The 11,393-nt window shown below is 62.1% G+C and carries 10 protein-coding genes; 9 read left to right on the top strand and 1 reads right to left on the bottom strand.

What is annotated here, in order from left to right:
* Positions 1-140: 140 nt before the first annotated feature.
* From AB4N42_RS28405 to AB4N42_RS28440, 8 genes are all read left to right on the top strand, one after another.
* Positions 141-539 (top strand): DUF2946 domain-containing protein, encoded by a 399-nt coding sequence (locus AB4N42_RS28405; protein ID WP_030138012.1) that lies wholly within the window; start codon positions 141-143, stop codon positions 537-539.
* A 46-nt stretch (positions 540-585) separates the two neighbouring features.
* On the top strand, positions 586-1,065 hold the full coding sequence (locus AB4N42_RS28410; RefSeq protein ID WP_030138011.1) for a copper chaperone PCu(A)C: 480 nt from the start codon (positions 586-588) through the stop codon (positions 1,063-1,065).
* Positions 1,066-1,124: 59 nt separating this feature from the next.
* The gene (locus tag AB4N42_RS28415) at positions 1,125-1,508 is read left to right on the top strand and encodes a DUF2946 domain-containing protein (RefSeq protein ID WP_198797887.1); all 384 of its coding nucleotides are present in this window, start codon (positions 1,125-1,127) and stop codon (positions 1,506-1,508) included.
* Between the two features lie 83 nt (positions 1,509-1,591).
* Positions 1,592-3,718 (top strand): TonB-dependent copper receptor, encoded by a 2,127-nt coding sequence (locus AB4N42_RS28420; protein ID WP_460115663.1) that lies wholly within the window; start codon positions 1,592-1,594, stop codon positions 3,716-3,718.
* Between the two features lie 192 nt (positions 3,719-3,910).
* Positions 3,911-5,290 carry a PepSY-associated TM helix domain-containing protein gene (locus AB4N42_RS28425; protein WP_460115664.1) on the top strand — a complete coding sequence of 460 codons (1,380 nt, stop codon included), beginning with the start codon at positions 3,911-3,913 and terminating at the stop codon, positions 5,288-5,290.
* Between the two features lie 202 nt (positions 5,291-5,492).
* Positions 5,493-6,281, top strand: coding sequence for an ABC transporter ATP-binding protein (locus AB4N42_RS28430; protein WP_407684417.1), 789 nt, complete (start codon positions 5,493-5,495; stop codon positions 6,279-6,281).
* A complete protein-coding gene (locus AB4N42_RS28435) occupies positions 6,278-7,225 on the top strand; it encodes an ABC transporter substrate-binding protein (RefSeq protein ID WP_217861144.1) in 948 nt (315 codons plus the stop codon). The genes AB4N42_RS28430 and AB4N42_RS28435 overlap by 4 nt, the downstream gene beginning before the upstream one ends.
* Positions 7,222-8,232, top strand: coding sequence for a FecCD family ABC transporter permease (locus AB4N42_RS28440; RefSeq protein WP_030140101.1), 1,011 nt, complete (start codon positions 7,222-7,224; stop codon positions 8,230-8,232). The genes AB4N42_RS28435 and AB4N42_RS28440 overlap by 4 nt, the downstream gene beginning before the upstream one ends.
* On the opposite strand, the gene AB4N42_RS28445 is transcribed toward AB4N42_RS28440, so the two are convergent.
* Positions 8,207-9,742, bottom strand: a complete 1,536-nt coding sequence (locus AB4N42_RS28445) for a class I SAM-dependent methyltransferase (protein WP_460115665.1) — start codon at positions 9,740-9,742, stop codon at positions 8,207-8,209. The two genes, AB4N42_RS28440 and AB4N42_RS28445, sit on opposite strands and share 26 nt — an antisense overlap.
* Before the next feature lie 273 nt (positions 9,743-10,015).
* Between AB4N42_RS28445 and urtA the strand changes: the two genes are divergently transcribed.
* Entirely contained in the window at positions 10,016-11,281 is a 1,266-nt protein-coding gene (urtA, locus tag AB4N42_RS28450) for an urea ABC transporter substrate-binding protein (RefSeq protein WP_460115666.1), read from the top strand.
* Positions 11,282-11,393 lie beyond the last annotated feature (112 nt).

The raw sequence follows: 11,393 nt of genomic DNA on the forward strand, positions 1-11,393 counted from the left end.
CCACAAAAGCACTCACTCGAAGATCTGTTGCTACTGTTAACACCAGCCCTGCGACCCTACACCGCACATGGCTTTTTTACTTCTCACCCCCGATCAGGCTAAATACCGCCACCTGATCGCCCAACCGAGCGGATTGCCCCATGTCCCGACAACGGCTTGCATTTGCCTGGATCGCCTGCTTCGCAGTGCTGTTCAACATGCTTGCCATGCCGCTTTCCAACAGCGGGAGCGCGACCGCCAATTCGCCAGGCGAACAAATACTCTGGGGCAGTTTCTGCTCCTCCAGCGGCACGAAGATGGTGGCGGTTTCGCTGGGTAAATTCGAACAAGGCACGCCACAAAAAGACACTCACTCGACCATGCAGCATTGCTGGTGCTGCTCAGGTCCGGCACCGTTAGTGGCGCTCGCCGGGCATGCTCCGCAGTTGTATCTGGATGCACAACGGGCCCATCGCAATGCCGTCCATTCACAGCTCGACAGCCCCACCCCGCGCCAGCAATGGCCCAGCCTCAATCCCCGCGCCTCGCCTCTGGCCTGACTCTCCCCGCACCAAATTGCGCCCTGAATCGTTCCGGAGAATTGCCATGTTGAACAGACTTATCCTGCTGGCTGCCCTATTGCTTCCCGTCGGCTTCGCCCAAGCTCACCAGTACAAGGCAGGCGAGCTTGAGATCGCCCATCCGTGGTCCCAGGAGTTGCCACCCAACGCGCCGACCGTGGCCGCGTATTTCGTGATCCACAACGGCGGCACGACCGCCGACAAGCTGCTCAGCGTCGACTCGCCGATTGCCGGCAAGGCCGAACTCCATGAGCACGTGATGCAAAACGACTTGATGAAAATGCAACAGGTGCCCGTCGTGAATATCGCCCCCGGTGCGACCGTCACCTTCGCACCAATGGCGTATCACGTGATGCTGCTGGACCTGAAGGACCGCAGCCTGCTCAGCGACGGCAAACGTTTCCCCATGACCTTGCACTTCGAAAAGGCCGGGGATGTCACGGTGGACGTCGCGGTGCAGAAAAAAGCACCCGACGGCACCAAGACGCATAAACACGAACAGTAAGACGTAGCCGCCCCATGCAACCTCGTCGCGCCAGCCTGCCCACCCGCCGTCGTCAGCCCATGAGCCTGACCCGCGGTAGCTGGATCAGCCTGTTCGCCATGCTGATGATCTTCATCGGTCCGCTGGTTTCCCAGTCGATGCCGATGGATCAACGCATGTCCATGTCCATGCCGATGGACATGGATATGAGCATGGAAATGGCGGTGCACGAAGCGCCGGCAGCCGAACATTGCCCGCCCCAGGGCGAGCATCATGCGTTGTGGGAAAAGTGCGGCTATTGCAGCCTGCTGTTCAACTGCCCCGCGCTGCCCGGCGGTCATACCTTCGCCGCCTTCGACACGCCGCACACCAACACCTTCACCAGCCCCTCCCCACGCCTGGGCCATGCCCGGCCCGCGTTCTTCCCGGGTGCCCGCACCCGCGCACCGCCCTTCGCAGCGTAGCTCCCGACACTTACTCACCCGGTCGTACAAGACAGCCCCAGGCTGCCCGACCGTGTCGTCTACGTTTGTTCGATGGAATCATCATGTCCAGGTTTCCTGCTGGCATCGCGTTGGGTTCTGCCCAGGTTCGCTGCCTCCTGAACGCGCCACCGGCTCGTTCACGCCACACCATCGCCGCACTGTGCGGCCTGCTGCTCACCCCGCTCGCGCTGGCTGATGAGCACGAGCATCACGACCATCCGGTCGAAGAGCTGAGCCCGACGGTCATCACCGCCATCGCCCCCAGCTCGCCGCTGACCGTCGTCACCAACCCCAAGGACCCGCGCCAACCGGTGCCGGCCAGCGATGGCGGCGACTACCTCAAGACCATTCCCGGCTTCGCCCTGGTGCGCAACGGCGGCACCAACGGTGATCCGGTGCTGCGCGGCATGTTCGGCTCGCGGCTGAACATCCTCACCAACGGCAGCATGCTCTTGGGCGCTTGTCCGGGCCGGATGGACGCGCCAACGTCCTACATCTCGCCGGAAACCTACGACAAGCTCACCGTGATCAAGGGCCCGCAAACCGTACTTTGGGGCCCCGGCGCCTCGGCCGGGACCGTGCTGTTCGAGCGCGAGCCGGAGCAGTTCGGCGAGCTCGGCACCCGGGTCAACGCCAGTGTGCTGGCCGGCTCCAACGGCCGTTTCGACAAAGTGGTGGACGCCGCCGCTGGCGGGCCGCGGGGTTATGTACGGGTGATCGGCAACACTGCCCATTCGGACGATTACCGCGACGGCAACAACGACACCGTGCCGTCGCGCTACGACAAGTGGAATGGCGATGTCACCCTCGGCTGGACCCCGGACGCCGATACCTTGCTGGAGCTGACCGCCGGCAAGGGCGACGGTGAGGCACGCTACGCCGGGCGCGGCATGGACGGTTCGCAGTTCAAGCGCGAAAGCCTCGGGCTGCGTTTCGAGCGCTCGAACATCGGCGAGGTGCTGGATAAAGTCGAAGCGCAGGTCTACTACAACTATGCCGACCATGTGATGGACAACTACAGCCTGCGCACGCCGTCCGGCACCGGGATGATGGCCGGCCCCATGGCGTCCAATGTCGACCGCCGCACCCTCGGTGCCCGCATCAAGGCCACCTGGCGTTGGGCCGATGTGCAATTGATCAGCGGCCTCGACGCGCAGACCAACGAGCATCGCCAACGCAGCAGCATGGGCGTGGATACCTACAAGGACCTGCCTTACACCAAGGACGCCGACTTCCACAATTACGGGGTGTTCGGCGAACTGACCTGGTACGCCGCCGACCGCGACCGGGTTATCACCGGCGCCCGGCTCGACCGCGCCTCGGCCAAGGACTATCGCCAGAGCATCGGTTCGGGCATGTCGGCGCGCCCCAACCCCACCGCCGATGACACCCGGGCCGACACGCTGCCCAGTGGTTTCGTCCGCTACGAGCACGATCTGGACGACAGCCCCACCACCCTCTATGCCGGCGTCGGTCACGCGCAACGCTTCCCGGACTACTGGGAGCTGTTCTCGGCGAACGTCGGCCCCAGCGGTTCGCTGAACGCCTTCGACGCGATCAAGCCGGAGAAAACCACCCAGCTCGATTTCGGCCTGCAGTACAAGACCGAAACCCTCGAAGCCTGGACATCGGGTTATGTCGGGCAGGTTCGCGACTACATCCTGTTCGACTACACGCCCGGGATGATGGGCACCACCTCCCGGGCCGAGAACATCGATGCGCGGATCATGGGCGGTGAACTGGGCGCGGCCTACCTGCTCACCGAACGCTGGAAAGCCGATGCCACCCTAGCCTACGCCTGGGGCAAGAACAGCAGCGACGGCAGCGCCCTGGCGCAGATGCCGCCGCTGGACGCGCGCCTGGGCCTGACCTACAGCGAAGACCGCTGGAGCGCCGGGGCCTTGTGGCGGGTGGTGGCGGCGCAGCACCGGGTCGATGAAAACAAGGGCAACGTGGTCGGCAAGGACTACGGCAAAAGCTCGGGGTTCGGGATCTTCTCGCTCAACGGCGCCTATCGCATCAATCAACACTGGAAGGTCAGCAGCGGCGTCGACAACCTGTTCGGCAAAGCCTACGCCGAGCACTTGAACCTGGCCGGCAACGCCGGGTTCGGCTACCCGGCGAGCGACCCGCAGGCCATCAACGAACCGGGGCGCACGCTCTGGACCAAGGTGGATATGAGTTTCTAACCAGCACCGGAGATCTGTCAGCAAGAACACAAACTGTGGGAGCGAGCTTGCTCGCGATGGCGAAGGCACATTCAACATCGATGCAAGCTGAACCATTGCTATCGCGAGCAAGCTCGCTCCCACAGTGGTTCGTTTCCACCTTGACTGACCGCACAACATAACAACCCAATTTGCCCTGCGGAGCGCTTTCTGATGAGCCAACCGAAACCGAATTTCTACAACCTGGCCTGGCGCTGGCATTTCTATGCCGGGCTGTTCGTCGCGCCGTTCATGGTGATGCTGGCCCTGACCGGGATCATTTACCTGTTCAAGCCGCAACTCGATCCACTGATGTACGGCGACTTACTGAATGTGCCGGCCAGTCACCACGCCCTGGCGGCGGACGACCTGCTCAAGCAGGTCCGCCAGGCCTACCCCGAAGGCCAGGTCAAGCAGTACCTGCCACCGGTCAATGCCGAACGCAGCGCGCAATTCGTGGTGATCGACCAGGGCCGGGAACTGAATGTGTTCATCGACCCGTACCACGGCGACATCCTTGGCGAGCAGGATGCGAAGAACAACCTGCAAGCCATGACCCGGGCGATCCACGGCGAGTTGTTGATCGGCACGGTGGGCGACCGACTGGTGGAAATGGCCGCCGGCTGGGGCGTGGTGCTGGTGGTTTCCGGCCTGTACCTGTGGTGGCCGCGCGGGCAATCATCGGCCGGCGTGCTGTGGCCGCGCTGGAGCGCGCGCGGTCGGCTGTTCTGGCGCGACTTTCACGTGGTCCTCGGCTTCTGGGGCGCCGCGTTCCTGCTGGTGATGCTGCTCAGCGGCATGACCTGGACCGGCTTCTGGGGCAAGCAATACGCGGACTTGTGGAACCGCTTTCCGGCGGCGATGTGGAATGACGTGCCGAAGTCCGACGTCGAGGCCGGCAGCCTCAACAACGCCCACCGCCAGACCGTGCCATGGGCCGTGGAGAATACGCCGATGCCGATGTCCGGCGACCACGCCGAGCACATGGCCCACGGCGGCATGCACGAAGGCCCCGCGGCGCCGACCGCCAGCCTGCAAGCGGTGCAGGATATCGCCACCGAGCGCAAGGTCGAACCCGGCTACAGCATCACGTTCCCTACGACCGCTTCCGGCGTGTTCACCATCGCCGTGTTCGCCGACGACCCGCGCAACGACGCGACCCTGCACGTAGACCAATACACCGGCAAGGTCCTGGCCGATGTGCGTTGGGAGCATTACAGCGTCGTGGCCCGCGCCACCGAAACCGGCGTGATGCTGCACGAAGGCAAGATGTTCGGCCCGCTGAACCAGATCATCGTGCTGCTGGTTTGCCTGATGATCCTGCTCAGCGCCGTGAGTGGCCTGGTGATCTGGTGGAAGCGCCGGCCCCAGGGCAAGTTCGGCGTGCCGCCGCTGCGCCACGATTTGCCGACGTGGAAGACTGGCGTGTTCATCATGCTGGCCCTGGCGGTGGTGTTCCCGCTGGTGGGGGCTTCGCTGGTGGTGGTGTGGGCGCTGGATCGGCTTGTTACCCGCTTGAATCGCCAGCCTGAAGTCGCTTCATCTTCAAGCTGAAGACAGTGCGTTAACGAAAGGCGGCGCGAAACCTCTACAATCGCGCCCGCTTTCAACAACTGTAAACACAGTCTAAATGTGGGAGCGGGCTTGCTCGCGAATGCGGTGTGTCAGTCAGCATTTATATGTCTGACACACCGCATTCGCGAGCAAGCCCGCTCCCACAGGGGCTGTGTGTCGATCCGATAATTTGAGTAACCGCATGACCTCCCTAACCCTCTCCCACCTCGCCTGGACGCCCTTGGGCCATGGCCACTGCCATCACCAGTTCCAGCTGCGTGACGCCACGCTGCAGGTGACGGCCGGGGAGTTTGTCGGCTTGATCGGGCCCAACGGCAGCGGCAAGACCAGCCTGCTGCGCTGCGCCTATCGATTCAGTCGGCCGGAACATGGCGAGGTCAGACTCGAACATCACAACCTCTGGAAACAGTCCGCGCGTTGGTGCGCCCAGCGCATTGCGGTGGTGCTGCAAGAATTTCCCGACGCCTTCGGCCTGACCGTTGAAGAAGTCGTCGCCATGGGCCGGATGCCTCACAAGGGTTTGTTCGACAGCGACAACCATGAAGACCGCCGGCTGGTAAACCAGGCATTGGCATCGGCCGGGCTCGAAGGCTTTGGCGACCATGCCTTCGCCACGCTCTCGGGCGGTGAGAAGCAACGGGTAATCCTCGCCCGCGCCCTCGCCCAGCAGCCGCAATTGCTGATCCTCGACGAACCGACCAACCACCTCGACCCGCGCTATCAATTGCAACTGCTGCAACTGATCAAGGGCCTGGGCATCGGCACCCTCGCCAGCCTCCACGACCTGAACCTGGCCGCCGCCTTCTGCGACCGCCTGTACGTGATCGAACACGGGCGCATCGTCGCCAGCGGCACGCCCAAGGACGTCCTCACCGCCGAACTGTTGCGCGAGGTGTTCGGCGTCGAAGCCCTGGTGGACGAGCATCCGCTGTCCGGCTACCCACGAATCACCTGGATAACCCAACCATGACCTTGCGTTTCCTGCTGTTGCTGCCCCTGCTGCTGGGCAGCGCCGATGCCCTGGCCGAAGCCACCCGCTACCCGTTGACGATCCAGAGCTGCAACCGCCAGGTGGTATTCAATCAGGCCCCTCGCCATGCTGTCAGCCATGACATCAACATGACGCAGATGATGCTCGCCCTGGGCCTCAAGCACCGCATGGTCGGCTACAGCGGCATCAGCGGCTGGAAATCGGTGACGCCCGAGATGGCGAAGATCCTCGACGGCCTGCCGGAACTCGCCGCCAAATACCCCTCGGTGGAAACCCTGCTCGATGCCAACGTCGATTTCTTCTTCGCCGGTTGGGACTACGGCATGCGCGTGGGCGGCGACCTGACGCCGCAGACCTTGCAACCGCTGGGCATCAATGTCTACGAGTTGACCGAATCCTGCGCGTTCGTAATGAAGCGCCCGGCGGCCTCGCTGGAGGACACCTACAACGACTTGCGCAACCTGGGGAAAATCTTCGACGTGCAGGATCGCGCCAACGCGCTGATCGCCACGATGCAGGCCCAGGTGGCCGAAGTGCGCAAACACCTGCCGGCCCAACAACCGAGGGTATTCCTGTATGACAGCGGCGAAGACCGCGCCATGACCTCCGGGCGCCTGGGCATGCCCCAAGCCCTGATCGACGCGGCCGGCGGGCGCAACATCCTCGATGACGTGGAAACCAGCTGGACGCGGGTGAACTGGGAAAACGTGGTCGAGCGCAACCCGCAGGTCATCGTGATCGTCGACTATGGCGAAGTCAGCGCCGAGCAGAAGCAGCAATTCCTGCTAGACAACCCGGCCCTGCAATCAGTCGATGCGATCAAGCACCGGCGCTTCATCGTGATCCCCTACGTGCAGGCCACCCCGGGCATCGACAACGTGCTGGCGGTGCAAACCCTGGCACGGGGTTTCCACGGCCAATGAACAACCGTCGCTACGCCGCCCTGCTGACGGTCCTCGGCGCGCTCCTGCTGGTGTCGTGCGTGGTCTCCCTCGGCTTCGGGCCGGCCCGGGTGCCAGTGGCTGTGGTCTGGGACATCCTGTTGAGCAAGACCTTGGGGGTCGGCGAGGTCCATTGGACAGCCGGCCAGGAACATATCGTCTGGCTGATCCGCGTCCCGCGCCTGTTACTCGGTGCCTTGGTCGGCGCCGGGCTGGCGTTGATCGGCGCGGTGCTGCAAGCGGTCACGCGCAATCCGCTGGCTGATCCGCACCTGTTGGGCGTCACTTCCGGCGCGACCTTGGGGGCGGTCATCGTGGTGTTGCATGTCGGTGAGGTCATTGGCCTGCTGACCCTGCCCCTCGCCGCCTTCATCGGCGCACTGCTGAGCATGTTGCTGGTGTTGGCCATCGCTGCCCGCCAAGGCCGGCTGGAGAGTGATCGGCTATTGCTATGCGGCGTGGCGGTGTCCTTCGTGATGATGGCGGCGGCCAACCTCTTGTTGTTCCTCGGTGACCATCGTGCCAGTTCTGCGGTGATGTTCTGGATGCTTGGCGGCCTGGGCCTGGCACGCTGGGAACTGCTGGCCGTACCGGCCGCCAGTGTGCTGCTGGGATTGGTGTTGCTGCTGGGCATGGCCCGGCCACTGAACGCGCTGATGGCCGGTGAACAGACCGCCGTGACCCTGGGCCTGAACGCGGCGAAGGTGCGGTTGTGGATCTTCTTGATCGCGTCACTGATGACCGGCGTGCTGGTGTCCATCAGCGGCTCGATTGGCTTTGTCGGGTTGATGGTGCCGCACATTGCCAGGCGCCTGGTGGGCGCCGAGCATCGACGACTCCTACCAGCCTGCGTGCTGCTGGGCAGCCTGTTCCTGGTGTGGGTGGACGTGGCAGCCCGCACGCTGATCGCGCCGGAGGACCTGCCGATTGGGGTCGCTACGGCAGCCATCGGCGGGTTGTTCTTTATTGGCCTGATGCGCCGTCGTTGAAAAGATGCTTTTTCTTGTAGACGCCGAATAACTCGGTCCCAAGGCCTCCATTACGAAAATGTTCAAGCTCCGCTCGAACCAGATCAATGATCAACGCCCGGTCTTCAGCTTTTTCAAGGTTGAAATTCCCGCTGTAGGCAAGGTTGACCATTCGCCAGAGGAAGCAATTGGTTCGGTAAACATCGACGGGCGTCAGCCAACGTTCGAGGAGCGCGGTAATTTCCTCGCTTCGAATCCCCTCGAAGCACCCAATTGAGTGGTCCTTGTCTGGAATGACAGCATCGACCACCTGAGTATCGGCATTCAATCGGTAACGCGCCGGCAAGGTCGAGAACGCTGCATCGGCGGCAATTATGGCGTCGGGCCACAAGCGATTGCCGTTACGCCCCACGGCCTCACCCACGCTCCAGAACTCCCCGTCATCTTTCAGACTACGGGAGATAAAGCGCATGACTTTTTCCAGCTCTACCAAATGGTGCAATGCCGAAACACACATAATGACATCCCACTGTTCACCGGTAGGCGCCAGGTCATTCGCATCCGCCACGATCAAATCGAGGCAGGTTTGCGGCGAAAACTGTTTTGCCGCGATTTGGAGCAGGTCTTCATTGATATCCAGCAGTGACCATTGCACGCCTTCGGGAATAGCCGCTGAAAAACCAGCCTCTATCCGCGCGGCACCGCTGCAGATGGACAAAACCTTTATCGCCCCGTGGTCCGTGACTTTCTGGCGTAGCCTCGCTTGAAAATCAGGCGGGGTTTGCGGGACGTTCGCCCTCAGGAGACGAGTCGCATAGGAGTAGGCGGCCTCCCCGGCCAACGGTTCCTGAATGACCATGTCGGCCTGCGCATCATGCCCTTGCGCATGGGCCAGTCCATTCAATGGGCGAACCTTGCGAGCGACGCCCCTTGCAGTTTCACTCTGTCGCTGCTGGACGGTTGAGTAGAACTCGCTCCGGTAGACGCTGCTGAAGTGCGCTATCTCGTTTTTCATGCGCATTGAATGATGCGTCCTGGCCAGGAGCGCCTTTATCTCTCCTTCCCTGGCGACGCATAAATCTGCTATCGCCAGCCAGTCCGCCGTGGGATCGTTCTGCGCCCCGGGCCCACACTCGATCAAGAGGCGGCCACGCTTGCCCGCCAACCAGGCCAGGTCCAAATCCACCGTCCTCCATTCCGGCGGCGGATTTCTTCCGCAGACATGAAACGCTCCAATCTGAAAGTCGGCCTGAGTTTCGTCTTCAAGAAAAATAACTGAACAAGTAAGCCCATCCCTGCTGATGCTGGGTAGAGCGGCCGAAAAACGAAGGAATAACATTGAATCGGCAAACACATTCAGCTGGCTGCTTCGAAGGCGCTCCCCAGCGGTGAGAATCAGTGAATACCTTCCTTCCCTCAGATGCGCTACAGGCATCCATTGCGGATGCTCGGCCAGTTTGACTTCAGGCAACACGTCGAAAACCGCCGTCTCATCGAGAAGAAAAAAGCTTGCAACGCCAGAGTCATTCAAACCGACTTCCCCACTTCAGAATCCAGAAGAACCAGCATAGACGTGCGGTTGAAAATCTCACCTTGGATTAATCCGACTCCACGCCCCAATGCGGAGCGCCACATTGCACCAGCACCCGCGATACGGTCACTGATGGTGCATCGCCATTTTCCACTCACGCCGTCAACCCCGCGTTTCAAAGCCTTTCTCCAACCGGGCACACCCCTTGCAAAAGCCCCTTCCAGCGTCTGCATCTGCCATCCAGAAAAACATAAAGACCACGGAGATCGCACCATGAAGCGTCGTAGCTTGATCAAGGCTTTTACACTCTCGGCAAGCATTGCCGCGATGGGCATGGCTTGGACCGTCCAGGCCGCCGAGACCATCAAGGTTGGCATCCTGCATTCGCTGTCCGGGACCATGGCGATCTCCGAGACGTCCCTCAAGGACATGGCGCTGATGACCATCGATGAGATCAACGCCAAGGGTGGGGTCAACGGCAAGAAACTCGAAGCGGTGGTCGTGGACCCGGCGTCGAACTGGCCGCTGTTCGCCGAAAAGGGCCGGCAGTTGCTGACCCAGGACAAGGTCGCCGTGGTGTTCGGCTGCTGGACTTCGGTGTCGCGTAAATCCGTGTTGCCGGTGTTCGAAGAACTCAACGGCCTGCTGTTCTACCCGGTGCAATATGAAGGCGAAGAAATGTCGCCGAACGTGTTCTACACCGGCGCCGCGCCAAACCAGCAGGCGATTCCGGCGGTGGAATACCTGATGAGCGAAGAAGGCGGCAGCGCCAAGCGCTACTTCCTGCTGGGCACCGACTACGTCTACCCGCGTACCACCAACAAGATCCTGCGGTCGTTCCTGCACTCCAAAGGTGTGGCGGACAAAGACATCGAAGAGGTCTACACGCCGTTTGGCCACAGCGATTACCAGACCATCGTCGCCAACATCAAAAAGTTCTCGGCCGGCGGCAAGACCGCAGTCATCTCCACGGTCAACGGCGACTCCAACGTGCCGTTCTACAAAGAACTGGCGAACCAGGGCCTGAAAGCCACCGACGTACCGGTCGTGGCGTTCTCGGTGGGCGAGGAAGAACTGCGCGGCATCGACACCAAGCCACTGGTAGGCAACCTGGCGGCGTGGAACTACTTCGAGTCCGTGGATAACCCGGCGAACAAGAAATTCGTCGATGCCTGGAAAGCCTACGCCAAGGCCAAGAACCTGCCGGGCGCCGACAAAGCGGTGACCAACGACCCGATGGAAGCCACGTATGTTGGCATCCACATGTGGGCCCAAGCGGTGGAAAAAGCCAAGTCCACCGACGTCGACAAAGTCCGCGAAGCCCTGGCCGGCCAGACCTTCGCCGCACCGTCGGGCTACACCCTGACCATGGACAAGACCAACCATCACCTGCACAAGCCGGTGATGATCGGCGAGATCCAGGCCGACGGTCAGTTCAACGTGGTCTGGCAGACCGAAGGGCCGATCCGCGCGCAACCGTGGAGCCCGTTCATCGCCGGCAACGACAAGAAGCCTGACTACGCGGTGAAGAGCAACTGAGCCCATGGGTGTCGGCCCGAGCATGACGCTCAGGTCCGACACAACTCCCTTGTGGGAGCGGGCTTGCTCGCGAAGGCGGAGCGTCAGTCAAAGTTGTTCTGCCTGGCCCACC

Source organism: Pseudomonas sp. H2_D02 (genome assembly GCF_054677635.1).

Bases quoted from the DNA above. Each gene is read 5' to 3' on its own strand.
- AB4N42_RS28405 (WP_030138012.1), top strand. From the start codon at position 141: ATGTCCCGACAACGGCTTGCATTTGCCTGGATCGCCTGCTTCGCAGTG.
- AB4N42_RS28410 (WP_030138011.1), top strand. From the start codon at position 586: ATGTTGAACAGACTTATCCTGCTGGCTGCCCTATTGCTTCCCGTCGGC.
- AB4N42_RS28415 (WP_198797887.1), top strand. From the start codon at position 1,125: ATGAGCCTGACCCGCGGTAGCTGGATCAGCCTGTTCGCCATGCTGATG.
- AB4N42_RS28420 (WP_460115663.1), top strand. From the start codon at position 1,592: ATGTCCAGGTTTCCTGCTGGCATCGCGTTGGGTTCTGCCCAGGTTCGC.
- AB4N42_RS28425 (WP_460115664.1), top strand. From the start codon at position 3,911: ATGAGCCAACCGAAACCGAATTTCTACAACCTGGCCTGGCGCTGGCAT.
- AB4N42_RS28430 (WP_407684417.1), top strand. From the start codon at position 5,493: ATGACCTCCCTAACCCTCTCCCACCTCGCCTGGACGCCCTTGGGCCAT.
- AB4N42_RS28435 (WP_217861144.1), top strand. From the start codon at position 6,278: ATGACCTTGCGTTTCCTGCTGTTGCTGCCCCTGCTGCTGGGCAGCGCC.
- AB4N42_RS28440 (WP_030140101.1), top strand. From the start codon at position 7,222: ATGAACAACCGTCGCTACGCCGCCCTGCTGACGGTCCTCGGCGCGCTC.
- urtA (WP_460115666.1), top strand. From the start codon at position 10,016: ATGAAGCGTCGTAGCTTGATCAAGGCTTTTACACTCTCGGCAAGCATT.